22 protein-coding genes and 1 riboswitch are annotated in these 22,999 nt (G+C 71.9%); of the genes, 12 read left to right on the plus strand and 10 right to left on the minus strand.

Annotated features, from left to right (window positions below):
* Nucleotides 1-82: 82 nt before the first annotated feature.
* The 3 genes from HW130_RS29405 to HW130_RS29415 are packed head-to-tail and all read right to left on the minus strand — an operon-like array spanning nt 83 to nt 2,100.
* Nucleotides 83-448, minus strand: a complete 366-nt coding sequence (locus HW130_RS29405; RefSeq protein ID WP_177152789.1) for an Rv2175c family DNA-binding protein — start codon at nt 446-448, stop codon at nt 83-85.
* A 44-nt stretch (nt 449-492) separates the two neighbouring features.
* Nucleotides 493-1,731: an NAD(P)/FAD-dependent oxidoreductase gene (locus HW130_RS29410; protein WP_177152790.1), complete on the minus strand. Its 1,239-nt coding sequence runs from the start codon at nt 1,729-1,731 to the stop codon at nt 493-495.
* A 9-nt stretch (nt 1,732-1,740) separates the two neighbouring features.
* Nucleotides 1,741-2,100 (minus strand): hypothetical protein, encoded by a 360-nt coding sequence (locus tag HW130_RS29415; protein ID WP_177152791.1) that lies wholly within the window; start codon nt 2,098-2,100, stop codon nt 1,741-1,743.
* An 82-nt stretch (nt 2,101-2,182) separates the two neighbouring features.
* Nucleotides 2,183-2,295: riboswitch (TPP riboswitch) on the plus strand.
* Between HW130_RS29415 and thiO the strand changes: the two genes are divergently transcribed.
* From thiO to HW130_RS29445, 6 genes are all read left to right on the plus strand, one after another.
* Nucleotides 2,293-3,471, plus strand: coding sequence for a glycine oxidase ThiO (gene thiO / locus HW130_RS29420; RefSeq protein ID WP_177152792.1), 1,179 nt, complete (start codon nt 2,293-2,295; stop codon nt 3,469-3,471). It overlaps the preceding riboswitch by 3 nt.
* Nucleotides 3,468-3,668 carry a sulfur carrier protein ThiS gene (gene thiS / locus HW130_RS29425; RefSeq protein ID WP_177152793.1) on the plus strand — a complete coding sequence of 67 codons (201 nt, stop codon included), beginning with the start codon at nt 3,468-3,470 and terminating at the stop codon, nt 3,666-3,668. The genes thiO and thiS overlap by 4 nt, the downstream gene beginning before the upstream one ends.
* Before the next feature lie 5 nt (nt 3,669-3,673).
* Nucleotides 3,674-4,468, plus strand: a complete 795-nt coding sequence (locus tag HW130_RS29430) for a thiazole synthase (protein WP_177152794.1) — start codon at nt 3,674-3,676, stop codon at nt 4,466-4,468.
* Nucleotides 4,469-5,518: 1,050 nt separating this feature from the next.
* The gene (gene pknB, locus HW130_RS29435; RefSeq protein WP_177152795.1) at nt 5,519-7,450 is read left to right on the plus strand and encodes a Stk1 family PASTA domain-containing Ser/Thr kinase; all 1,932 of its coding nucleotides are present in this window, start codon (nt 5,519-5,521) and stop codon (nt 7,448-7,450) included.
* A gap of 6 nt (nt 7,451-7,456) precedes the next feature.
* Nucleotides 7,457-8,305, plus strand: a complete 849-nt coding sequence (locus tag HW130_RS29440; protein ID WP_177152796.1) for a deoxyribonuclease IV — start codon at nt 7,457-7,459, stop codon at nt 8,303-8,305.
* A gap of 91 nt (nt 8,306-8,396) precedes the next feature.
* Nucleotides 8,397-8,978 (plus strand): DUF4396 domain-containing protein, encoded by a 582-nt coding sequence (locus HW130_RS29445; protein ID WP_177152797.1) that lies wholly within the window; start codon nt 8,397-8,399, stop codon nt 8,976-8,978.
* Nucleotides 8,979-9,016: 38 nt separating this feature from the next.
* Here the strand turns inward: HW130_RS29445 and HW130_RS29450 are convergent, their stop codons facing one another.
* The gene (locus HW130_RS29450; RefSeq protein ID WP_177152798.1) at nt 9,017-9,649 is read right to left on the minus strand and encodes a sulfite oxidase-like oxidoreductase; all 633 of its coding nucleotides are present in this window, start codon (nt 9,647-9,649) and stop codon (nt 9,017-9,019) included.
* Nucleotides 9,650-9,803: 154 nt separating this feature from the next.
* Between HW130_RS29450 and bfr the strand changes: the two genes are divergently transcribed.
* Entirely contained in the window at nt 9,804-10,283 is a 480-nt protein-coding gene (gene bfr, locus HW130_RS29455; protein ID WP_177152799.1) for a bacterioferritin, read from the plus strand.
* 40 nt (nt 10,284-10,323) lie between these two features.
* Here the strand turns inward: bfr and HW130_RS29460 are convergent, their stop codons facing one another.
* Nucleotides 10,324-10,581, minus strand: coding sequence for a bacterioferritin-associated ferredoxin (locus HW130_RS29460; protein WP_177152800.1), 258 nt, complete (start codon nt 10,579-10,581; stop codon nt 10,324-10,326).
* A 165-nt stretch (nt 10,582-10,746) separates the two neighbouring features.
* Nucleotides 10,747-12,093 carry a class II 3-deoxy-7-phosphoheptulonate synthase gene (locus tag HW130_RS29465; protein ID WP_177152833.1) on the minus strand — a complete coding sequence of 449 codons (1,347 nt, stop codon included), beginning with the start codon at nt 12,091-12,093 and terminating at the stop codon, nt 10,747-10,749.
* Between the two features lie 234 nt (nt 12,094-12,327).
* On the opposite strand from HW130_RS29465, the gene HW130_RS29470 reads away from it, so the two are divergent.
* The 3 genes from HW130_RS29470 (at nt 12,328) to HW130_RS29480 (ending at nt 17,263) form a co-directional block, all read left to right on the plus strand.
* Nucleotides 12,328-15,066, plus strand: a complete 2,739-nt coding sequence (locus HW130_RS29470) for an N-acetylmuramoyl-L-alanine amidase (protein ID WP_309140622.1) — start codon at nt 12,328-12,330, stop codon at nt 15,064-15,066.
* 99 nt (nt 15,067-15,165) lie between these two features.
* On the plus strand, nt 15,166-15,225 hold the full coding sequence (locus tag HW130_RS37125) for a trp operon leader peptide (RefSeq protein WP_177152834.1): 60 nt from the start codon (nt 15,166-15,168) through the stop codon (nt 15,223-15,225).
* Between the two features lie 97 nt (nt 15,226-15,322).
* A complete protein-coding gene (locus HW130_RS29480) occupies nt 15,323-17,263 on the plus strand; it encodes an anthranilate synthase family protein (protein ID WP_177152802.1) in 1,941 nt (646 codons plus the stop codon).
* Between the two features lie 57 nt (nt 17,264-17,320).
* Here the strand turns inward: HW130_RS29480 and HW130_RS29485 are convergent, their stop codons facing one another.
* From HW130_RS29485 to HW130_RS29500, 4 genes are all read right to left on the minus strand, one after another.
* Nucleotides 17,321-18,349 (minus strand): 6-phosphofructokinase, encoded by a 1,029-nt coding sequence (locus HW130_RS29485; RefSeq protein WP_177152803.1) that lies wholly within the window; start codon nt 18,347-18,349, stop codon nt 17,321-17,323.
* Nucleotides 18,350-18,505: 156 nt separating this feature from the next.
* Complete coding sequence (locus HW130_RS29490; RefSeq protein WP_177152804.1) at nt 18,506-19,180, minus strand: response regulator transcription factor; 675 nt, start codon at nt 19,178-19,180, stop codon at nt 18,506-18,508.
* A complete protein-coding gene (gene macS, locus HW130_RS29495; protein WP_177152805.1) occupies nt 19,177-20,430 on the minus strand; it encodes a MacS family sensor histidine kinase in 1,254 nt (417 codons plus the stop codon). The genes HW130_RS29490 and macS overlap by 4 nt, the downstream gene beginning before the upstream one ends.
* Before the next feature lie 32 nt (nt 20,431-20,462).
* Nucleotides 20,463-21,215 (minus strand): 1-acyl-sn-glycerol-3-phosphate acyltransferase, encoded by a 753-nt coding sequence (locus HW130_RS29500; RefSeq protein ID WP_256356428.1) that lies wholly within the window; start codon nt 21,213-21,215, stop codon nt 20,463-20,465.
* 191 nt (nt 21,216-21,406) lie between these two features.
* Between HW130_RS29500 and HW130_RS29505 the strand changes: the two genes are divergently transcribed.
* Nucleotides 21,407-22,213 (plus strand): carboxylesterase, encoded by an 807-nt coding sequence (locus HW130_RS29505; RefSeq protein ID WP_177152806.1) that lies wholly within the window; start codon nt 21,407-21,409, stop codon nt 22,211-22,213.
* Complete coding sequence (locus tag HW130_RS29510) at nt 22,206-22,769, plus strand: hypothetical protein (RefSeq protein WP_177152807.1); 564 nt, start codon at nt 22,206-22,208, stop codon at nt 22,767-22,769. The genes HW130_RS29505 and HW130_RS29510 overlap by 8 nt, the downstream gene beginning before the upstream one ends.
* The last annotated feature ends 230 nt before the right edge of the window (nt 22,770-22,999 follow it).

The raw sequence follows: 22,999 nt of genomic DNA on the forward strand, positions 1-22,999 counted from the left end.
CCGTGCGGCTCCCGCCCGCACCGCGCGCTCCGATGGTTCGGGACGAGGCCGTCCTGTCAGGACGGGGACGTCGGGACGGACGTCAGACGGCGAGCGCCTGAGCCCGGCGCTTCACCTCCGTGCCGCGATTCTCGCTCAGGGCCTGCGCCGGGGTCCCCGGCAGGGTCGGGTCGGGAGTGAACAGCCACTCCAGCATTTCTTCGTCGGTGAAGCCGTCGTCCCGCAGCAGCGTCAGGGTCCCGGAGAGGCCCTTGACCACCTTGTTGCCGTCGATGAAGGCGGCAGGCACCTGCAGTGTCCTGTTCTCACCACGGCGGACGGCGATCAGCTGGCCCTCCTTGACCAGCTGCCGCACACGCGTCACCTCGACATCGAGCATTTCCGCGATGTCGGGCAGGTGGAGCCAGGCGGGGACGAGAGCATCAATTTTTGCGTCAATCTCGGTCACAGGAACAAGCCTGCCATCTTGGACTGACAGCCGGTAGCCGATGCCTACGCGGTCGCCGCCTTCAGGGGGACGGACGGATCGGCGGCCCGGCCCGGGTCCAGCCGCGCGCCCGACGCCACGAGCCTGCGGCCCTGTGCCAGGTCACGCGGCCTGTCGACGGCGAGCAGCGCGACCAGCACGCCCTCGCGCAGCCACAGCACCGACCAGTCGGCGTCCACGGCCGGGTCACCGCGCCACAGCAGCGTGTCGCCCGCCGGGTGGTGCCCCGCGTACTGCACGAAACGCCCGAACTGCTCCGACCAGAAGTACGGCACCGGGTCGTACACCTGCGGCTCCGGGGCGGCTCCGAGGATGTTGGCCGCGACCGTGCGCGGACCCTGCAGGGCGTTGTCCCAGTGGTGGACGAGCAGCCGGGTGCCGTAGCGGCCCGAGGGGTAGGAGGCGCAGTCCCCCACGGCGTACACGTCGGGCGCGGAGGTGCGCAGATGCCGGTCGGCGACGACTGCGCCGTCCGGGCCCAGCTCGATGCCGCTGCCGACGAGGGCGGCGGTCGCGGGCCTGGCGCCGATGCCGACGACGACGGCGCCGGCCGCGATCCTGCGCCCCGATCCGGCCAGCACCACCGTGCCCGGCTCGACAGCGGCCACCCACTCGCCGGTGAGCAGCTCGGCACCCGCCTCGGCGTACCAGCGGGCCATGGGCGCCGCGACCTCGGCGGGCAGGGACCCGGCCAGCGGACGGTCGGCCGCCTCGACGACGGTCACCGCGCAGCCCGCCCCGCGCGCGGCGGTCGCGAACTCCGCGCCGATCCAGCCGGCCCCGACCACCACGATGTCGTGCTGCCGGGCGAGCACGGGCCGCAGCCGGTCCGCGTCGTCGAGCGTGCGCAGCAGATGGACGCCCGGGACGCCCGCGGCCCCGGGCAGGGCGACGGGTTCGGCGCCGGTGGCGAGGACGAGGACGTCGTACGGGACGGGTCCGGCGGCGGTGTCGACCTCGTGCGACCCGGGGCGTACGCCGGTCACCTCACAGCCGAGTCTCAGGTCGACGCCGAGCGCGTCGAAGTCGATGTCGAACGCGGAACCCTCCGCCGTGCCGAGGAGGATCGCCTTGGAGAGCGGCGGCCGGTCGTACGGCTGGTGCGGTTCGGCGCCGATGAGGGTGACCGGTCCGGTGAAGCCCTGTTCGCGCAGGGCGACCGCGGTCTGCACCCCGGCCATGCCCGCGCCGACCACGACGACCCGTCGCCCGTCCCCGGCCTGCTCGTGCGTGTGCTCGCTCACCGGGCCAGCTTAAGCTTCTGACGAATCATCAGGCAGCAGTTGCTCGACGACGCTGGTCCCGCTGCCCTCCTGCGACTCCCACTCCCAGGTCTCCTCCAGGCGCACCCGCCCGTCGGGGAGTTCGACGACGGTGGACAGGCAGTGGCCGCTGGACGTCCCGCCGTCCGTCTTCAACTGGACATAACGGAAGTCCAGCCGGTCCCCCTCGCGCGTGCCCACGAGGTGGCCTCGCACCACGTCGCCGCCCTGGTACTCGGCCCAGATCCGCCCCTGCTCCTCGTGGTAGAGGAACCGGGTGCGCGTGCCGACCTGACCCGGGGCCTGGTCGGCCACCGGCGCGAGCACCAGTCCGTCGAGCGATACCGCCACTGCGTCCACCTCCTGCGCACCCGCGCCGGGTGACGGCGGCTCCCTTACTGCGCGCCTGGGCGTGGGGTTAGGGTGGCCACCGTAAGGCACTCGCGGGAGCCCGGACGCACCGGGCTGAGAGGGAGGCTGGCCGGCCTCCGACCGTACGAACCTGATCCGGGTCATGCCGGCGAAGGGAGGGGCTGGACGCCCATGTCTCGTACACCAGACGCACCCGACGTCCTCGTCGTCGGGGGCGGGATCATCGGCCTGGCCACGGCCTGGCGCGCGGCGCAGCGCGGGCTGCGCGTGGCCGTCGCCGATCCGGAGCCCGGCGGCGGGGCCGCGCGGGTCGCGGCGGGCATGCTGGCCGCCGTCACCGAACTCCACTACGGCGAGCAGACGCTGCTCGGCCTGAACCTCGAATCGGCCCGGCGCTACCCGGCGTTCGCCGCCGAGCTGGAGGCGGCGAGCGGGCGGTCGGTGGGCTACCGCGCGTGCGGCACCCTCGCCGTCGCCCTCGACGCCGACGACCGCGCGCACCTGCGCGAACTGCACGCCCTGCAACGCCGTTCGGACCTGGAGTCGGAGTGGCTGACCGGTCGCGAGTGCCGCCGCCTGGAGCCCATGCTCGCGCCGGGGGTCCGCGGCGGTCTGCGCGTCGACGGGGACCACCAGGTGGATCCGCGGCGGCTCGCCACAGCGCTGGTCGTCGCCTGCGAGCGCGCCGGTGTCGAATTCCGCCGCGCCTGGGCGGAGAGGCTGCTCGTCGTGCACGACCGCGCCGCGGGTGCGGTCCTGGACGACGGAACGGAAGCCGCCGCCGGCCAGGTGGTGCTGGCGGGCGGCAGCCTGAGCGGCCGCCTCGGCGGGGTGCCGGACGACGTCCTGCCTCCCGTGCGGCCGGTGAAGGGCCAGGTCCTGCGGCTGAAGGTACCCGGCTCGTACGCGCCGTTCCTGTCCCGCACGGTGCGCGCGGTGGTGCGCGGCAGCCACGTCTACCTGGTGCCGCGCGAGAACGGCGAGCTCGTGGTCGGCGCGACCACCGAGGAGCTGGGCTGGGACACGACCGTCACCGCCGGCGGCGTGTACGAACTGCTGCGGGACGCGCACGAGCTGGTGCCCGGCATCACCGAACTGCCGCTGACCGAGACGCGCTCCGGGCTGCGGCCCGGCTCCCCCGACAACGCTCCGATGCTCGGATTCACCGAGCTGCCGGGGCTGTTGCTCGCGACCGGCCACTACCGCAACGGCGTGCTGCTCACGCCCGTGACCGGCGACGTGCTCGCCGACGCGCTCACCAGCGGGCGGCTGCCGGACCTCGCCGGCCCGTTCAGCCCCCGCCGGTTCGCCCCCGTCGGCGCACGCGTACGACAGGAGCAGCCCGCATGAACGTCTCCGTCAACGGCGAGACCCGCGAGCTCGCCGACCGCACCACCCTGGACACCGTGGTGGCGGCCCTCACGGCGGCCCCCTCGGGTGTGGCCGCCGCCGTCAACGAGACCGTCGTCCCGCGCAGCCAGTGGGCGGGCACCCGGCTCGGCGACGGCGACCGTGTCGAGATCCTCACCGCCGTGCAGGGAGGCTGAGCGCCGTGGCCGACGACCGTCTCACCATCGGCGGCACCACCCTCACCTCGCGACTGATCATGGGTACGGGCGGGGCGCCGAGCCTCGACGTCCTGGAACGCTCGCTGATCGCGAGCGGCACGGAACTCACCACGGTCGCGATGCGGCGTCTCGACCCGACGGTGCAGGGCTCCGTCCTGTCCGTCCTGACCAGGCTGGGCATCCGGGTCCTGCCGAACACGGCCGGCTGTTTCACCGCCGGCGAGGCGGTTCTGACGGCGCGGCTCGCGCGGGAGGCGCTGGGCACGGACTGGATCAAGCTGGAGGTCGTCGCGGACGAGCGCACGCTGCTGCCGGACGGCGTGGAACTGCTGGAGGCGGCCGAGACGCTGGTCGACGACGGTTTCACGGTCCTGCCCTACACCAATGACGACCCGGTGCTGGCGCGGAAGCTGGAGGACGTGGGCTGCGCGGCGATCATGCCGCTGGGCTCGCCGATCGGGTCCGGGCTCGGCATCCGCAACCCGCACAACTTCCAGCTGATCATCGAGCAGGCGGGCGTCCCGGTGATCCTGGACGCGGGCGCGGGCACGGCGTCGGACGCGGCGCTGGCGATGGAGCTGGGCTGTGCGGCGGTGATGCTGGCGTCGGCGGTGACGCGGGCGCAGGAGCCGGTGCTCATGGCGGAGGCGATGCGGCACGCGGTGGAGGCGGGCCGCCTGGCGCACCGGGCGGGCCGCATTCCCCGCCGCCACTTCGCGGAGGCGTCGTCGCCGACGGAGGGCCGGGCGTCCCTGGACCCGGAACGCCCGGCGTTCTGAGTCCGGCGGGGTTCGGGGGTGCCGCCTTCTCGGGTCCGTCCCGGCCCTGCGCCTCGGACGCCGACGGGGGCGTGGTCCGCTGCGCGGGCATGTTCCCCACCCCGCCCCTTCCCGAACCGGGGCCCCGCCCCGGACCCCGCGCCTCAAGCGCCGGCGAGGCTGGATTTCGCCGCGCGGAGCCAGCCCGTCCAGGATGCAGGACGGGGTAGCCCACGGCCGCAGGCCGCAGGGTCTCCGGCTCCGCCCCGCCCGTCCCGAACCGGTGCTCCGCCCGGGCCCCGCGCCTCAGGCCTCGGCGAGGCTGGATTTCGCCGCGCGAAGCCAGCCCGTCCAGGTGTACTCCCCCGGCCGCCAGGCCGCACGGGCATGAGGGCTGCCCCATGCAGGACGGGGTAGCCCACGGCCGCAGGCCGCAGGGTCTCCGGCTCCGCCCCGCCCGTCCCGAACCGGTGCTCCGCCCGGGCCCCGCGCCTCAGGCCTCGGCGAGGCTGGATTTCGCCGCGCGAAGCCAGCCCGTCCAGGTGTACTCCCCCGGCCGCCAGGCCGCACGGGCATGAGGGCTGCCCCATGCAGGACGGGGTAGCCCACGGCCGCAGGCCGCAGGGTCTCCGGCTCCGCCCCGCCCGTCCCGAACCGGTGCTCCGCCCGGGCCCCGCGCCTCAGGCCTCGGCGAGGCTGGATTTCGCCGCGCGAAGCCAGCCCGTCCGGGCGCACTCCCCGGCCGCCAGGCCGCAGGCCGCAGGTGGAGTTGCGGGCACGGTCGTCGACCGTCCGGGGCCGGCTTGGCCGGTCGGGGGCCTCCTGGCCTCGATACAGGGCAGGGGTACCCCCACGGGCCCCAGGCCGTAGGGCAGAGCGAGGGCACGGCCGCAGGCGTGTGGGGGCCTCGGGCCTGCCCGCAGTTCGGGATGGGATGCCGCCCGCGGCCGCCAGGCCGTAGGGGAGGCCGGGTGGGGAAAGCCCCGGCAGGTTCACGACAACCGTCACAGGTGCGCTGCAAGCGGTTCCGGGGCGGACAGGGCGAACGGTCCCGCCTCGTAGAATCGCCGGGTGGACACGACCCTTTCAGACCCCCTCGTCGGGCAGGTGCTCGACGGCCGCTATCGCGTCGACGCGCGTATCGCCGTCGGCGGCATGGCCACGGTCTACCGGGCCGTCGACACCCGGCTCGACCGGGTCCTCGCGCTCAAGGTGATGCACCCCGAGCTCGCCACCGACGCGACGTTCGTGGAGCGGTTCATCCGCGAGGCCAAGTCCGTGGCCCGGCTGGCGCACCCCAATGTCGTCGGGGTCTTCGACCAGGGAGCCGAGGGCGCGTACGTCTATCTGGCGATGGAGTACGTCGCCGGCTGCACCCTGCGCGACGTCCTGCGCGAGCGCGGCGCGCTCCAGCCGCGGGCCGCGCTCGACATCCTGGAGCCCGTGCTCGCCGCGCTCGGCGCCGCGCACCGGGCCGGTTTCGTGCACAGGGACATGAAGCCCGAGAACGTCCTGATAGGGGACGACGGCCGGGTCAAGGTCGCCGACTTCGGACTGGTCCGCGCGGTCGGCTCGGTCACGAACACCTCCGGCACCGTGCTGGGCACCGTCTCGTATCTCGCGCCCGAGCAGATCGAGTACGGCACCGCCGACACCCGCGCCGACGTGTACGCGTGCGGTGTCGTGCTGTACGAGATGCTCACGGGCGGCAAGCCGCACTCCGGCGACACCCCTGCCCAGGTGCTCTACCAGCACCTGAACGAGGACGTCCCCGCTCCCTCCGCCCTCGTGCCTGGCCTCGCCGTCGAGCTCGACGACCTCGTGGCGAGTGCGACCGCCCGCAACCCCGACATCCGGCCGCACGACGCTGTCGCGCTGCTGGCGCAGGCCCGTCAGGCGCGTGCCGCGCTCGGTGACGAGCAGCTGGACGCGGTGCCGCCACAGGCCCGCGGCGAGGGCGCCCCCGCGGACGCCGCCCCGGACGACGCGCCTACGGACGTGATCCTCCGCGCGCTGCCCCGCGGGGAGCCCGAGGTCCACCACACCGCGCGGCTGACCATGCCGCCGCCCTCCTCACGGCCGCCCGAGAGGCCCGGTCCCGCCCGGGGCCCGCTCGCCCGCCGCGGCGTGCTCGCCCTGGTGGTCGCGGTCGTCGCGTTCCTCGGCATCGGCGCGGGCGTCTGGTACATCAACTCCGGCCAGTTCACCCGTGTCCCGGCGGTGATCGGCAAGACGGAGAAGGACGCCCGCCGACAGCTCGACCGGGCCGGTCTCGAAGCGGGCAAGGTCCGCCACGACTTCAGTGAGACGGTTCCCCGCGGCTCGGTGATCAACAGCGATCCCGCCGCGGGCGAGCGCATCCGCGGCAACGGCTCGGTCACGCTGATCGTCTCGCGCGGCCCGAAGATCGTGAAGGTGCCGGAGGTCGCCGGCAGGCCGCTCGCCGAGGCGGAGCGCGAGCTGCGCAGGGTGGGCCTGGCGCCGGGCATGGTGACCCGGGAGTTCGACGACACCGTCGCCCAGGGCTCGGTGATCAGCACCGATCCGGAGCCGGGCAGCAGCCGCAGCCCGGACAGCGCGGTGTCGCTCGTGGTCAGCAAGGGCGCGCCGATCGACGTCCCGGACGTCACCGGGGACTTCGTGGAGGACGCCACCGCCGAGCTCGAAGAGGCCGGCCTGAAGGTGAAGGTGGCCGCCAGGCGGATCAACTCGCCCCACGAGGCCGGTGCGGTCGCGCGGCAGTCCGCCGCCGAGGGCACTCGGCTCGCCGCCGGTGACACGGTCACGCTCACGGTGTCCAAGGGACCGCGGATGATCGAGGTCCCGGACGTGGTGGGCGACAGCATCGACGACGCCACCGCGGACCTGGAGGCGGCGGGCTTCGTGGTGGACGTGGAGAAGAGCTTCCCGTTCCTCGGCGAGACGGTCGAGAGCCAGTCGGTGGCGGGCGGCGACGAGGCCCCTGAGGGCAGCACGGTCACCATCAAGATCAAGGGACTTTGAGTGCTCATGCGCAACCCCGTCGGCGGCCACGTCCCCGTGGCCGGCGGCCTGGCCACGACCGGCCTGGCCTACGCGCGGGAACTGGAGGCGGAGGCCGTGCAGGTCTTCGTGGCCAATCCGCGGGGCTGGGCCACGCCCGGCGGGAATCCCGCGCAGGACGAGAAGTTCCGCGCGGAGTGCGCTGACGACGGGCTCTCGGCCTGGGTGCACGCCCCGTATCTGATCAATTTCGGCTCGCACACCGAGGCCACCGTCGAACAGTCGGTGATCTCGCTGCGTCACTCGCTGCGCCGGGCTCGTCAGATCGGCGCTCCGGGCGTGGTCGTGCACACGGGTTCGGCGACCGGAGGCCGCAGCCGCGAGGTGGCCCTGGCGCAGGTGCGGGAGCGGATGCTGCCGCTGCTGGACGAGCTGACGCACGAGGACGACCCGTATCTGCTGCTGGAGTCCACGGCGGGCCAGGGCTCGTCGCTGTGCTACCTGGCCTCGGACTTCGGACCCTACTTCGAGGCGCTCGACGCACACCCCAGGCTCGGGATCTGCCTGGACACCTGCCACATCTTCGCGGCGGGGCATGATCTGGCAGCTCCGCAGGGTGTGGCGCGGACGCTGGACGAGCTCGTGGCAACGGTCGGGGAGGGCCGGCTGAAGCTGATCCACGCCAACGATTCCAAGGATGTGGTGGGGGCACACAAGGACCGTCACGCGAACATTGGCGCGGGACACATCGGCGAGGAGCCGTTCCGCGAGCTCATGGCCCATCCGGCCACCGACGGTGTGCCGCTGATCATCGAGACACCCGGCGGCAAGGAGGGGCACGCGGCGGACGTGGCGCTGCTGAAGAAACTTCGCTGACGGCTTTCGGCGAGCCGTTGAGGAATACCCCTGGGGGGTATACGGTTGTTGCTGTCGGCAGGAACCGCTACCTGACGTTGGGGGCATCGCCATGCAGCACGAGACGCACGCGCACCACACCGGGCACGACCACGCGGCCCACGACCAGGCCGCCCAGGACTCACACGGCGGCCACCAGGACCACACCGCCCAGCAGGGGCACGACCAGTCCGCTCACGCACACCACGGCGGTGGCAAGGTCAGCTGGTCCATGGCGGCCAAGGCCACGCTGCACTGCCTCACGGGGTGCGCCATCGGCGAGGTCCTCGGCATGATCATCGGTACGTCCCTGGGCTGGGGGAACGCCCCCACCATGGCGCTGGCCATCGCCCTGGCCTTCTTCTTCGGCTACTCGCTCACCCTGTGGGCCGTCGTGCGCGCGGGTGTGGGCCTGAAGACCGCGATCGGTGTGGCCCTGGCCGCCGACACGCTGTCCATCACCGTCATGGAGATCGTCGACAACGGCGTCCTGCTGCTGGTGCCCGGCGCGATGGACGCCCACCTGGCGGACGGACTGTTCTGGGGCGCGCTCGCCTTCGCGTTCCTGATCGCCTTCCTGGTCACGACCCCCGTGAACAAGTGGATGATCGGCCGCGGAAAGGGCCACGCGGTGGTCCACCAGTACCACCACTGACGCCGCCGTCCCGCGGCGTCCGGGACGGCCAGGAGCCCTCAGAACTCGGGGCCGTCTCCCGGTTCCTCCTGGTAGGAGTAGCGCTGCTCCTTCCAGGGGTCGCCGACGTTGTGATAGCCGCGCTCCTCCCAGAAGCCGCGGCGGTCGGCGGTCATGTACTCCACGCCACGGACCCATTTGGGCCCCTTCCAGGCGTACAGGTGCGGCACGACGAGCCGCAGCGGGAATCCGTGTTCGGCGGTGAGGAGCTCACCGTCCTTGTGCGTGGCGAAGATCGTGCGTTCCGCGACGAAGTCGGACAGCCGCAGATTCGCGCTGAAGCCGTACTCGGCCCAGACCATGACATGGGTGACGGCGGGCGCCGGCGGGGCGAGCTCCACGATCGTACGGGCGGACACACCCCCCCATTCGGCCGCCAGCATGCTGAACTTCGTCACGCAGTGCAGATCGCCCACGACGGTGCAGAAGGGCAGCGCCGAGAACTCCTCGTGGTTCCAGCAGCGCTTGTCGCCGTCCGCGGTGGCGCCGAAGACCCTGAACTCCCAGCGGTCCGGCTTGAACTTGGGGACGGGGCCGTAGTGGGTGACCGGCCAGCCGCGCTGCAGTCGCTGTCCCGGCGGAAGCTCGGACTCCTCTGGTGCGCGGTATTCCCGGCTCTCCGGCTGACCCATGCCTCCAATGGTGACAGACCGGGAGGGGTGGTCATGACCAGGTCTGGGCGGATTCGGGCAACTCCTACTAAGGAGGCACTTACTGGACGACCCCTTGCCGCGATGCGAGGATGCGCGCACCTGCCCAGTCATACGCGCGGAAGGAGCCTCTGCGATGCAGGGCGACCCCGAGGTCATCGAGTTTCTCAACGAGCAGCTGACTGCCGAATTGACCGCGATCAACCAGTACTTCCTGCACGCGAAGATGCAGGAGAACTTCGGCTGGACGAAGCTCGCCAAGTACACCCGGGCCGAGTCCTTCGACGAGATGAAGCACGCCGAGGTCCTCACCGACCGCATCCTCTTCCTGGAGGGCCTGCCGAATTACCAGCGCCTGTTCCACGTACGGATCGGGCAGTCGGTCACCGAGATGTTCCAGGCCGACCGGCAGATCGAGGTCGAGGCGATCGACCGCCTGAGGCGGGGCATCGAGGTCATGCGCACCAAGGGCGACATCACCTCGGCGAACATCTTCGAGTCGATCCTCGCGGACGAGGAGCACCACATCGACTACCTCGACACCCAGCTGGAGCTGGTCGAGAAGCTCGGTGAGGCGCTCTACATCGCCCAGCTGATCGAGCAGCCGGACAGCTGAGGACGGCGTCCGCGCACACCCGCGCGCGGGCCCGGCAGACTCAGGCGGCCTCGTCGAGAGCGGGACGGGTCCCGGACGTCGGATCGGCGGCCAGCACGGCGGCGCTGCTGCCGTTCTCCAGCAGTTCGCGGCGGGGGCACGCCCCACGGCCGAGGAGCCCTTGTATCCGGCGCACGCACGAACCGCAGTCCGTTCCGGCCTTGGACACGGACGCTATCTGGCGGGGGGTGCAGGCACCGGCTTCCGCGTGTTCCTTGACCTGCTTCTCCGTGATGCCGAAGCACGAGCAGACGTACACGCGGTTCACCTCCCGGGGATCGAACGGGATCGATAAGGGGCGCCGTCCCGATTGATCGGTGAGGCTAACCTAACCTTACCCGTCGCCCGCGGGTCGCAAAAGCCCGGGATACGACCGTGGGGCGCGGATCACATCGATCCGCGCCCCACCGTCGTCGAGCCGTCACTACTGGTCGCGGTACATCTCCGCCACCAGGAACGCCAGGTCCAGGGACTGGCTGCGGTTGAGCCGCGGGTCGCACGCCGTCTCGTAGCGCTGGTGCAGGTCGTCGACGAAGATCTCGTCGCCGCCGCCCACGCACTCGGTGACGTCGTCGCCGGTGAGCTCGACGTGGATGCCGCCCGGGTGGGTGCCGAGCGCCTTGTGGACCTCGAAGAAGCCCTTGACCTCGTCGAGCACGTCGTCGAAGCGCCGGGTCTTGTGACCGGACGCCGCCTCGAAGGTGTTGCCGTGCATCGGGTCGGTCACCCAGGCCACGGTCGCGCCCGACGCGGTGACCTTCTCGACCAGCTCGGGAAGCTTGTCGCGGACCTTGTCGGCGCCCATGCGGACGATGAACGTCAGCCGGCCGGGCTCGCGCTCCGGGTCCAGGCGGTCGACGTACGTCAGCGCCTCGTCGACCGTCGTCGTGGGGCCGAGCTTGATGCCGATCGGGTTGCGGATCCTCGACGCGAACTCGATGTGCGCCCCGTCCAGCTGGCGGGTGCGCTCACCGATCCAGACCATGTGGCCCGAGGTGTCGTACAGGTGCCCGGTCCGGGAGTCGACCCTGGTCAGCGCCGACTCGTAGTCCAGCAGCAGCGCCTCGTGGGAGGCGTAGAACTCGACCGTGCGGAATTCCGCCGGGTCGGTGCCACAGGCCTTCATGAAGTTCAGCGCGTTGTCGATCTCGCGGGCGAGCTGCTCGTAGCGCTGGCCCGACGGCGACGACTTCACGAAGTCCTGGTTCCAGGCGTGCACCTGGCGCAGGTCGGCGTAGCCGCCGGTGGTGAAGGCGCGCACCAGGTTCAGCGTCGACGCGGACGCCTGGTACATGCGCTTGAGCCGCTCCGGGTCCGGGATCCGGGCCGCCTCGGTGAAGTCGAAGCCGTTGACGGAGTCGCCCCGGTAGGTGGGCAGGGTGACACCGTCGCGGGTCTCGGTCGGCTTCGAGCGCGGCTTGGAGTACTGGCCGGCGATCCGGCCGACCTTGACGACCGGAACGGAGGCGGCGTACGTCAGCACGGCGCCCATCTGGAGCAGGGTCTTGAGCTTGTTGCGGATGTGGTCGGCGGACACGGCGTCGAAGGCCTCGGCGCAGTCGCCGCCCTGGAGCAGGAACGCCTCGCCCTTGGCGACAGCTCCCATCCGGGCGCGCAGCTGGTCGCACTCGCCCGCGAAGACGAGCGGCGGATACGACTCGAGGTCCGCGATCACATCGCGCAGAGCCTCGGCATCGGGGTACTCGGGCTGCTGCGCCGCGGGCAGGTTTCGCCAGGTGTTGCCACCGGTAGCGGTGGTCTTAGCGTTCACGGTCACGTCGTCAACAGTACGGGGTCGAGAGCGCTGTCCATGTCGCCGCTCAGCAGATGAGACGCCCCGGGGCCCATCGTTGTCATGCCCTGGTGTTAGCCTCAGGCGCTTGCGACCGGGCGGGGAGCCGCGGTCGCCATCACTTCGGAGCCTGCAGGGGTGGGCCTTGATCAGGGGTGGGGCGTGAATCCGAGACATCGGAGAAACCGTAAGAAACGATCGATCCTGTACGGAGTGGCCGCCGCCGTCGTGGCGTCGGCCGTCGCCGGCACGGTCGCCGTCGCGTCGCCGGATCTGCTGGGCGGGGACGGCGACACGGCGGCGGTGGCGCCGGGGGCTCGGCTCCAGGCGGAGTTCGCACAGGCCGCCGAGGAGTTCGACGTTCCGCAGAGCGTGCTGATGGCGGTCTCGTACCGGCAGACGCGCTGGGAGTCGCACCGCGGCGAGCCGAGCGTCACCGGCGCGTACAACGTCATGGGGCTCACCAGTGTCCAGCCGGAGGACGTGGAGCAGCACGAGGCCAAGGAGCGCCTGGCGCACCTGAACGCGAGCGGCAACCCGGAGATCGAGAAGACCTTCGACGCCGAGAAGGCGCTGGCGGCCCTGCCGAAGGAGACGGTCGACACCGACGACCCCCGTCTGCACACGCTGGACGAGGCCGCCGAGCTGATCGACAGCTCCGAGGAGTCCGTGAAGGCGGACGCCGGGACAAGCATCCGCGCGGGCGCCGCGCTGCTCGCCGAGTACCAGCAGGAGGCCACGGGCGACCTGCCCGAAGAGGCCGACGAGTGGTACGCGGCTGTGGCGCGCTACAGCCAGTCGCCCGACAAGAAGGGCGCCGACCTGTTCGCGAAGCGCGTCTTCGAGTCGATCCGCCAGGGTGAGCAGAGGCTCACGACGGACGGCCAGCAGGTCACCCTGCCCGCCGACCCGACCGTGAACCCGGTCAAGCCGTCGAAACTGCCGCTGGCGACGACCGTGAGCACGACGGCGACTCCGACGCCCGAGTGCCCGGCCGGCCTGAACTGCAACTACATCCCTGCCGAGGTCCCGAGCACCGGCCAGCGCAACTACACGCTGGCGAGCCGCCCGGCGAACGGCTTCGACGTCCGCCGGATCGTCGTCCACGACACCGAGGGCAGCTACGCCGGCACCATCAGCGCCTTCCAGAGCTCCACGGCCCGGGGCAGTGCGCACTACCTGATCCGCGCCTCCGACGGTCTGGTCACCCAGATGGTCGAGAACAAGAACGTCGCCTGGCACGCGGGCAACTGGACCGCGAACATGCACGACATCGGCATCGAGCACGAGGGCTACGCCATCAAGGCGGGCAGCTGGTACACGGAGCCCCAGTACGAGTCCTCCGCGGCCCTGGTGAAGTTCCTGGCGGCCAAGTACGGCGTCCCGATCGACCGTGAGCACATCATCGGCCACGACGAGGTGCCGGGACAGCTGGACGCCAAGGTCGCCGGCATGCACTGGGACGCCGGTCCGTACTGGGACTGGAACCACTACATGTCGCTGATGGGCGCGCCCACCGGTGCCGGCGGCGCGGGCGGACCGCTCAAGGCCGGCCAGCTGGTGCGTGTCGTGCCGCCGTTCACCACGGCGAACCAGCCCACGCTGACCTACGGCGGCGCGACCAAGCCGGTCGACCCCCGTCCGTCGAACTTCCTCTACCTCTACACGTCGCCGTCCACGTCGTCGGCCACGATCACCGACCCCTACTTCCCCTCGTACCTGTGGTCCGAAGGACCGAACTGGGGGAACAAGGTCGTCGCCGGCGGCACCTACGTCGTCGCCGAGGCGCAGAGGGACTGGACCGCGATCTGGTACGCCGGAAAGAAGGCGTGGTTCCGCAACCCCGGCGGCCAGTACACGGCGCCTGTCACCGGTGGAACGCTCGTGAAGCCCATCACCGGAGCCAAGCTGTACGGGCGGTCCTTCCCGGAGGCGTCGGCCTACACCGGCACCGGTCAGGCGGCCCCCACGGACAACCCGGACTACCTGTCGAAGTACACGGTCGCGACCGGTCAGGCCTACGCGAAGGCCGGCGACGCGGTCCTCGGTGACGACTACTTCGGTTCCTCGCAGGTCCGGGTCGTCGGCAAGACGGACGTCTACATCCCGATCCGCTACAACCACCGCCTGGCCTGGGTGAAGTCGACCCAGGTCACCGAGGCCACGCCCACCGCTCCCGACGCCGGCGCCACCCGGCGCAACGTCCTCGCGCGTGACTCCGGTGGAAACCTGTACCAGTACCAGGGCACCGGCAGCGCCTCGGCGCCGTTCTACGCCCGGTACCGCGTGGGCGGTGGCTGGCAGCAGTTCAACGCCCTCACCAACCTCGACACCCTGCGTGCCGACGGGACCGGCGACATGGTGGCCCGCGACTCCTCCGGCACGCTCTGGTACTACCGGGGCAGCGGCAACAAGAACGCTCCGTTCCTGACGAAGCTCAAGGTCGGGACGGGCTGGGGGCAGTTCAACCTGCTCGTCGGCACCGGTGACCTGACCGGTGACGGCAAGGCCGACATGATCGCCCGTCAGAGCTCGACCGGCAGCCTGTACCTGTACCGGGGCACGGGCGACCCGGCGGTTCCGTTCCTGACGAAGCTCAAGGTCGGCGACGGCTGGGGCAAGTTCAACACCCTGGTCGGCACGGGCGACCTGAACGCCGACGGCAAGAAGGACATCGTCGCGCGCGACGGCGCCGGTGCGCTGTACCTGTACAAGGGCACGGGCAGCGCGACGGTCCCGTTCGCCGCACGGACGAAGATCGGCGACGGCTGGGGACGGTTCAACACCCTCGCGGGCACCGGGGACCTCACCGGTGACGGCAAGGCCGACATGATCGCCCGCGAGTCGGCGGGCGCCCTGTACCTGTACAAGGGCACCGGCGACCCGGCCGCCCCGTTCGCCGCGCGGACGAAGATCGGCGACGGCTGGCAGATCTACAACCTGCTGATCTGACCCGTACGGCATCCGCAGGCACCCCGCCCGCGGCGCGGCGGCCGTCCTCATCGTGGGACGTGCCGCGGCGCCGCGGGCGGATGCGTTAGGGTCGGCGTCATGTTCGCGCAGCAGATCCAGAACTGGTGGTGGACCGCACATCGGCGGCCCACCTCCTGATCGCGCGCAGCACCGGATCGAGAAGGCCGCCCGAGGGGCGGCCTTCGGCGTTTGCGGACCAGCGGCCGTTCCTCTCCCACCCGGAAGGAACCCTCGCATGACCGACAGCCTCATCAGCCGGCTCCTGGACGACGACTGCCCGCCGTTCGCCCTGCTGCACCGCCGTACTCCCGGCCGTGACCACGGCACCGTCGAGGTGCTGATCGGGGACGTCCACGACGTCGAACGCCTCGCCGCTCTCCCCGGGGGCGAGCGCCCCGCACTCGCGCTGGTCCCCTTCCGGCAGATCGCGGAGCGCGGCTTCGACGTACGCGACGACGGGACTCCGCTCACCGTGCTGGTCGCCGACGAGAGCCACGAGCTCGCGCTGGACGAAGTCCTCGCGCAGCTCCCGGCGCACTCCGTACGCGTCGAGGGCGGGGCGTTCGACGTCGGCGACGAGGAGTACGCGGACATCGTGCGCCGGGTGATCGAGGACGAGATCGGGCAGGGCGAGGGCGCGAACTTCGTGATCCGCCGCACCTACACCGGACGGATCCCCGGCTTCTCGCGCGCCGACGCCCTGGCCCTGTTCCGGCGTCTGCTGGCCGGTGAGCGGGGCGCGTACTGGACCTTCGTCGTCCACACGGGCACCCGGACCCTGGTGGGCGCGAGCCCCGAGGTGCATGTGCGGATGACCGGCGAGGGGGGCGAGCGCGAAGCGCTCTCGTGTGAGGGTGGTGGTGGGAGACGGGCGGGCGGGACGGTCGTGATGAATCCGATCAGCGGCACGTTCCGGTATCCGCCCGAGGGCCCGAGCGCCGAGGCGCTGCTCGGCTTCCTCGACGACCGCAAGGAGCGCGAGGAGCTGTCCATGGTCGTCGACGAGGAGCTGAAGATGATGTGCACCGTCGGCGACATGGGCGGTGTCGTCGTGGGGCCGCGGCTCAAGGAGATGGCTCATCTCGCGCACACCGAGTACGAGTTGCGGGGGCGTTCGTCCCTCGATGTGCGCGAGGTGCTGAAGGAGACGATGTTCGCGGCGACGGTCACGGGTTCGCCGGTGCAGAACGCGTGCCGGGTCATCGAGCGCCACGAAGTGGGCGGCCGAGGGTACTACGCGGGCGCGCTGGCGCTGATCGGCCGGGACGGGACGGGCGCGCAGACCCTCGACTCGCCGATCCTGATCCGCACCGCCGACATCGACCCGGGAGGAGCTCTGCGGGTCCCGGTCGGGGCCACGCTCGTGCGGCACTCGGACCCGCTGGGCGAGGTGGCCGAGACGCACGCCAAGGCGGCGGCCGTGCTGGCCGCCCTGGGGGCGGTGCCGGGGCGCGCCGAGGAGCCGGCCGCGCGGCCCCGGCTCGCAGACGACCCGCGCGTACGGGCGGCCCTGGACGCCCGGCGGGCGGACCTGGCGCCGTTCTGGCTGCGGATGCAGGAGCCGTCCGGGCGGCTGTCCGGCCATGCCCTGGTCGTCGACGGCGAGGACACGTTCACGTCGATGCTGGCGCACCTGCTGCGTTCCTCGGGCCTGGAGGTGTCGGTGCGCCGGTACGACGAGCCGGGCCTGCGGGAGCGGGTGCTCGGTCACCGGGGGCCGGTGGTGCTGGGGCCGGGCCCCGGTGATCCCGCCGACGCGGGCGACCCGAAGATGCGGCTGATGCGGCAGCTCGCCGCCGATCTGCTGCGCGGGCACCGGGAGGGCCTGCTGGGGGTGTGCCTCGGGCACGAGCTGATCGCGGCCGAGCTGGGTCTGGACATCGTCCGCAAGGACGAGCCGTACCAGGGCGCTCAGGAGCGGATCGACTTCTTCGGACGGGAGGAGACGGTCGGCTTCTACAACAGCTTCACCGCCCGCTGCGACGAGGCGGGCGCGGCGGCCCTGCTCGCGGACCGCGGGGTGGAGGTCGCCAGGGACGCGGCGACGGGGGACGTGCACGCCCTGCGGGCACCGCGGTTCGCGTCGGTGCAGTTCCACCCGGAGTCGGTGCTGACGCTCGACGGTGCCTCCCTCGTGACCGAACTGCTCTCGGCGGTCCCGGCCCGCCTGGCCTGAGCGGCCGGCGGCGCCGCGGGGACGTGCCCGTCCTCGCGGCGCCGGTCCGGTCGGGGCTCAGCCGAAGAAGACGCCGACCTCCTCGTAGAGGGCCGGGTCGACCGTCTTGAGCTTGGCGGTCGCCTCGGCGATCGGCACCCGCACGATGTCGGTGCCGCGCAGCGCGACCATCTTTCCGTAGTCGCCGTCCCGCACCGCGTCGATGGCGTGCAGCCCGAACCGGGTGGCGAGCCAGCGGTCGAAGGCGCTCGGCGTGCCGCCGCGCTGGACGTGGCCGAGGACCGTGGTGCGGGCCTCCTTGCCCGTACGGCGCTCGATCTCCTTCGCCAGCCACTCCCCCACACCGGAGAGCCGGACGTGGCCGAAGGAGTCGAGGGAGCCGTCCTTGAGGACCGCGTCGCCGTCCTTGGGCATGGCTCCCTCGGCGACGACCACGATGGGGGCGTAGCTGGCCCGGAAGCGCGAGGTGACCCAGGCGCAGACCTGGTCGACGTCGAAGCGCTGCTCGGGGATGAGGATGACGTTCGCCCCGCCCGCGAGACCGGAGTGCAGGGCGATCCAGCCTGCGTGCCGTCCCATCACCTCGACCACCAGGACGCGCATGTGGGACTCGGCCGTGGTGTGCAGCCGGTCGATGGCCTCGGTGGCGATGCCGACGGCCGTGTCGAACCCGAAGGTGTAGTCGGTGGCGGACAGGTCGTTGTCGATGGTCTTGGGCACGCCGACGCACTTGACGCCGTACTCCTCGTACAGCCGGGCCGCGACGCCGAGCGTGTCCTCGCCGCCGATCGCGACGAGCGCGTCGACCTCCTGCTTGGCGAGGTTCTCCTTGATGCGGCGGATGCCGGTCTCTTCCTTGAGCGGGTTGGTGCGCGAAGAGCCGAGGATGGTGCCGCCGCGGGGCAGGATGCCCCGGACGGAGGGGATGTCGAGCGGGACGTGGTCGCCGTCGAGCGGTCCGCGCCAGCCGTCGCGGTAGCCGACGAACTCGTACGCGTACTCCTGGACGCCCTTGCGGACGAGGCCGCGGATGACCGCGTTGAGGCCGGGGCAGTCGCCGCCCCCGGTCAGTACTCCGACACGCATGGAACTTCCCTTCGCCTGGGATGGGACCTAGGACCGTCACGCTAATGGTGATCCAGGTCACTCAGGGATGGGGCGAACGGTCAATTCCTCTGCTTCTCGGGGAGGTTGAGGGCGGGCATTCACTCGTACGGGTAGCACGGCGGGGCTGACGGTGACTCAGGCGTCGTCGAGACCGGCCTCGATCGCGTACCGCACGAGCTCCACGCGGTTGTGCAGCTGCAGCTTGCCGAGGGTGTTCTGCACGTGGTTCTGCACGGTGCGGTGCGAGATGACGAGGCGTTCGGCGATCTGCTTGTACGACAGCCCCTTGGCGACCAGCCTGAGCACCTCGGTCTCCCGGTCGGTCAGCTGCGGGGCCTTCGGGGCGTCGGCGCCCGGTGAGGGGGCGGGGTCGGAGGCGAGGCGGCGGTACTCGCCGAGGACGAGACCGGCGAGGCCCGGTGTGAAGACGGGGTCGCCCGCGGCGGTGCGGCCCACGGCGTCCGTCAGCTCCTCGGTGCTCGCCGACTTCAGCAGGTAGCCGGTGGCACCGGACTTGACCGCCTCGAGGACGTCGGCGTGCTCTCCGCTCGCGGACAGCACCAGCACCCGCAGCCCGGGCAGGGCCGCGACGAGCTCCTTGCACACCTGGACGCCGGGCAGCTCGGGCAGGTTGAGGTCGAGGACGAGGACGTCGGGAGCGGCTGCCTTGGCGCGGCGCACGGCCTGCGCGCCGTCCCCGGCCGTGGCGACCACGTCGAACCCGGCCGCCGCCAGATCGCGCGCGACCGCGTCCCGCCACATCGGATGGTCGTCGACGACCATCACCTTGATCGGCTGTTCTCCGGTCATTTCTCCGCCTTCCCCCGTGGGACTCTCAACTCGACTTCCGTGCCCTGCCCCGGGACCGAGACCAGCTCGGCCGTGCCGCCCAGGTCCCGCAGCCGGCCGCGGATGGACAGGGCCACTCCCATCCGCCCCTCCCCCTCGGCCTGCGCGAGCCTGCCCTCCGGGATGCCGGGGCCGTCGTCCCGGACCGTGACGATGACCTCGTCCGGCCAGTCCTCGACCAGGATCCACGCCTGGGCGTCCGCGCCGGCGTGCCGGCGCACATTGTCCAGAGCTGCGCCGGCGGCGGCCGCGACCTCCGCCGCCGCACGGGCGGGAAGGAGCACCGGGGCGCCCGGCTCCGAGAGCGTCACGCGCGAGCTCACGAAGGAAGCGAGCAGCGTCCGCACGTCGCACGGCTCGTCCGGGTCCTCGGGGAGGCGGCCGGCCAGGGCGGTGCGGGCGCCGCCACCGGCCGGCGCCGCGTCGTCCGCGGCACCGGCGCTGCCCTTCGACGGGACACCGTCCGCCACGGAACGCGGCGGCGGGAGCAGCCCGCCCGCGACCAGGCTGCGCAGGGCGACCTCCTGCTCGCCCGCCATCCGGCCCAGCTCGGCGGCCTCGCCGCCGAGCGCGGTGCCGCGCCGCTGCACCATCGCCAGCACCTGGAGCACGCTGTCATGGATGTCGCGTGCCAGCCGCTCGCGCTCGCGGGTCGCGGCCTCGATCTCCAGGGCGCGGGCGAGGGTGCGCTCGGAGGCGCGGGCGACCTCGACGACGTAGCCGATGGCGATGGAGGCGACCCAGACGAGCAGCACGTTGTGGAAGGTGTCCCGGCTGGGCTGGCCGCGCTCGATGATGTTGGCCACGGCGACCAGCGAGGAGGCGAAACCGGCCCAGCGCCAGCCGCCCTTGATGGCGAAGGCGAGCACGGAGCCCGCCGTCCATATCGACGGCAGCGTGGGGCCGTCCTGCGTCTGCGCCTGGGCGTCGGCCAGCGGGGTGAGCAGGATGCCGGTCAGCGCGACGGTGAGATCCGCGATCAGGAATCCACGCGTGCAGCGCGCCGCGTTCGACACCTTGGGCAGCGTGGCGAGGGTCCAGACGACCATCACGGCGAGGAAGCCGACCGCGACGGCGGGGCGCTCGAACTTGTCCGGCCGGAACACGAACAGCAGCACCGCGTAGACCATCGTCAGGACGCGGTAGCCGGCCAGCGCACGCCACAGCGGCAGCTCGACCGACATCCGTACGACGCGCTCGCGCCTGGCCATCTCCCCCACCCCTGAAGCCGTGTACCGGTCGGCTAGGCCGCCGGACGCTGCGCCTTCTTCGCCTTCTCCGCCTCGGCCCTGGCGGCCTTCTCTGCCTTCTCCGCGTCGGCGATCTGCCGCTTGGCGGCCGCCGCGTAGATGTCGACGTACTCCTGGCCGGACAGCTTCATGATCTCGTACATGACCTCGTCGGTCACCGAGCGCAGGATGAAGCGGTCGCCCTCCATGCCGTAATACCGGCTGAAGTCCAGCGGCCTGCCGATCCGGATGCCCGGGCGCATCAGCTTGGGGACGATCTTGCCGGGCGGCTGGATCTTCTCCGTGTCGATCATCGCGACGGGGATCACGGGCGCGCCGGTCGCCAGCGCCACGCGCGCGAGCCCGCCCGGCTTGCCGCGGTAGAGCCGGCCGTCCGGGGAGCGGGTGCCCTCCGGGTAGATGCCGAACAGACCGCCGGACTCGATGACGTCGATCCCGGCCTTGATCGCCGCCTCGCCCGCGCCGCGGGCGCCGGAGCGGTCGACGGGGAGCTGGCCCACGCCCTTGAAGAAGGCGGCGGTCAGCCTGCCCTTGACGCCGGGGGAGGTGAAGTACTCCGCCTTGGCGATGAAGGTGACCTTGCGGTCGAGCACGGCGGGGAGGAAGAACGAGTCCGAGAAGGACAGGTGGTTGCTCGCGAGGATCGCGGGGCCCTCGGCCGGAATGTTCTCCAGGCCCTCCACCCAGGGCCTGAAGGCGAGCTTCAGCGATCCCCCGATGGAGAACTTCATGGCACCGTAGATCAACTCGAAATCCTCCCGTGTGTTCTCGAACAGACCTTAACCCCTGGTGACCTCCCGTCCCCCGTTCCGGTGCCGCTCGCGCGGTGACGGCCCTGGTCGGTGTCGGTCCGGTCGCGTACCGTGAAGTACACCTGCGGGCCTCACACGCGCCCCTCGTCCAACTCACGTGCACACCTCACGAACAGGAGACCCCGGTGCCGGTCCTTCCTGGAGCCGAGCCTTTCCGCCATGAAGGCGGCGAGGTCGGCGTCCTTCTCTGTCATGGATTCACCGGTTGCCCGCAGTCGCTGCGCCCCTGGGCCGAGTACCTGGCGGAGCGCGGACTCACGGTGTCCCTGCCGCTGCTGCCGGGACACGGCACACGCTGGCAGGACATGCAGGTGACCGGCTGGCAGGACTGGTACGCGGAGGTGGACCGCGAGCTGCGCTCCCTGCTGGAGCGGTGCGGCCGCGTCTTCGTCTTCGGCCTCTCCATGGGCGGCGCGCTCACCCTGCGCCTGGCCGCCAAGCACGGGGACGCGGTCCGCGGCATCGCGCTTGTGAACCCGGCGAACAAGGTGCACGGCGCGATGGCGTCGCTGCTGCCCGTGGTGCGCCACCTCGTGCCGTCCACGAAGGGCCTGACCAGCGACATCGCCAAGCCGGGCGTGCAGGAGCTGGGGTACGACCGGGTGCCGATGCACGCCGCGCACTCGGTGCGGCAGTTCTTCCGGCTCGTGGACGGCGAGCTGCCGCAGGTCACCCAGCCGATGCTGCTGATGCACAGCCCCGACGACCATGTGGTTCCGGCCGCGGACTCGGCGCGGATCCTCAGCCGCGTCTCCTCGACGGACGTCACGGAGATCCTGCTGGAACAGAGCTACCACGTGGCGACGTTGGACCATGACGCGGAGCGGATCTTCGAGGAGAGTTACGCGTTCATCGGCCGGCTCGCTCCGGAGGCCGGGACCACGGGGTCCCCCGCGACGGAGTCCCTGGGAGGGAGCACGACCGGTGGCTGAGCAGCACGATGCGGACCGCGAGCCGCAGCCGATAGACGAGGAGGCCGCGTGGGCGGCCATCGTCGCGGGGTACGGCGAGGAGCCGGCGGACCCGCCGGGCGCCAAGCCCTTCAAGTCCGTCGAGGATCTGGCGGGCCTGGAGAGCGGGGTGAACGAGTCGCCGTCGTCACGGCCCCCGGAGGACCCTGCCGACGACAAGCCCGCGCTGGGCAGCTCGGTCACGTTCGCGCCGGGGGTCGGGGGCGGCGGCCCCCGCGACTACCAGGCCGCCGAGCCGAGCGACGACGACTTCGACGAGAGCGACGAAGGCCACTTCGTCCCGCCGGAGCCGCCGCCGCTTCCGGAGGCGGACGTCACGGCGAAGTTCGCGTGGCTGGCGGTGGTGGGCGGCCCGGTGCTGATGCTCGTCGCGGTCCTGCTGCAGTGGGACATGACGTGGTGGCTGACGACGCTGTGCATCGGAGGCTTTCTGGGCGGGTTCGCGACGCTGGTGGCGCGGATGTCGTCGGGCGACGACGACGACCAGGACGACCCGGGGCGGGGCGCGGTGGTGTGACGGGGGGCGTTGTGGCCTGGCGGCCGCGCGGTACCCCGTCCCGTAACGGGCTCCGCCCGGACCCGGTACCGCGCTGCGCGCGGTGAGGCGCTCGGAGGCCCGGGGCTCGGCCCGGCGGCCGTGGGCCTGGGCGGGTGCGCGGCGCCTGCGGCGGGCTTGTTCCCCACCCCGCCCTCCCCCTACGGCCTGGCGGCCGTAGGGGGAGGGCGGGGTGGGGAAACGGCCGCAGG

It is taken from the genome of Streptomyces sp. PKU-EA00015 (genome assembly GCF_013387495.1).
Taxonomy (GTDB): domain Bacteria; phylum Actinomycetota; class Actinomycetes; order Streptomycetales; family Streptomycetaceae; genus Streptomyces.

Bases quoted from the DNA above. Each gene is read 5' to 3' on its own strand.
- thiO (WP_177152792.1), top strand. From the start codon at position 2,293: ATGTCTCGTACACCAGACGCACCCGACGTCCTCGTCGTCGGGGGCGGG.
- thiS (WP_177152793.1), top strand. From the start codon at position 3,468: ATGAACGTCTCCGTCAACGGCGAGACCCGCGAGCTCGCCGACCGCACC.
- HW130_RS29440 (WP_177152796.1), top strand. From the start codon at position 7,457: ATGCGCAACCCCGTCGGCGGCCACGTCCCCGTGGCCGGCGGCCTGGCC.
- HW130_RS29445 (WP_177152797.1), top strand. From the start codon at position 8,397: ATGCAGCACGAGACGCACGCGCACCACACCGGGCACGACCACGCGGCC.
- HW130_RS29450 (WP_177152798.1), bottom strand. From the start codon at position 9,649: ATGGGTCAGCCGGAGAGCCGGGAATACCGCGCACCAGAGGAGTCCGAG.
- bfr (WP_177152799.1), top strand. From the start codon at position 9,804: ATGCAGGGCGACCCCGAGGTCATCGAGTTTCTCAACGAGCAGCTGACT.
- HW130_RS29480 (WP_177152802.1), top strand. From the start codon at position 15,323: ATGACCGACAGCCTCATCAGCCGGCTCCTGGACGACGACTGCCCGCCG.
- HW130_RS29485 (WP_177152803.1), bottom strand. From the start codon at position 18,349: ATGCGTGTCGGAGTACTGACCGGGGGCGGCGACTGCCCCGGCCTCAAC.
- HW130_RS29490 (WP_177152804.1), bottom strand. From the start codon at position 19,180: ATGACCGGAGAACAGCCGATCAAGGTGATGGTCGTCGACGACCATCCG.
- macS (WP_177152805.1), bottom strand. From the start codon at position 20,430: ATGGCCAGGCGCGAGCGCGTCGTACGGATGTCGGTCGAGCTGCCGCTG.